At 39.3% G+C, this 354-nt stretch carries 1 protein-coding gene; it reads right to left on the bottom strand.

Annotation, left to right across the window (positions count from 1 at the left end; genetic code table 11):
- Nucleotides 1–354: ATP-dependent DNA ligase (locus tag Y887_RS19730; protein ID WP_046965641.1), on the bottom strand; the 354-nt coding region annotated here is incomplete at both ends.

Below are 354 nucleotides of genomic sequence, written 5' to 3'. Positions count from 1 at the left end.
CTTCGGATTCTTCATTATCACCAAATAAGAACGACAGGTCATTTCCTGAGCTCACAGCCTTTTTAATATCAAATGAATGATAAACTAATTCACCGTCGATTAAAACCCCATTAGGGTGTCTTTCACGAGCTTCTTTAGTCATTTCCATTAGTTCATCCGCTAATAGCGTAAGACCATGGTATTCGTTACCGGCACGAGAAAAGAATTGAACACCATCATCGCGAACTTCAGCGAAACAACGAGCACCATCGGCTTTTAATTGAGCAAATGCAGGCCATTTAATATTTTTAGTAATCAATTTCTCATCATATGCAGATGCTAACATCTGTGGTTGCAATTGAATAAGTCCAGGCC

This window comes from Xanthomonas pisi DSM 18956, assembly GCF_001010415.1.
Classification (GTDB): domain Bacteria; phylum Pseudomonadota; class Gammaproteobacteria; order Xanthomonadales; family Xanthomonadaceae; genus Xanthomonas; species Xanthomonas pisi.
The sequence above is the reverse complement of the archived record's forward strand: the minus strand, read 5'-3'. Positions and strand labels throughout refer to the sequence as shown.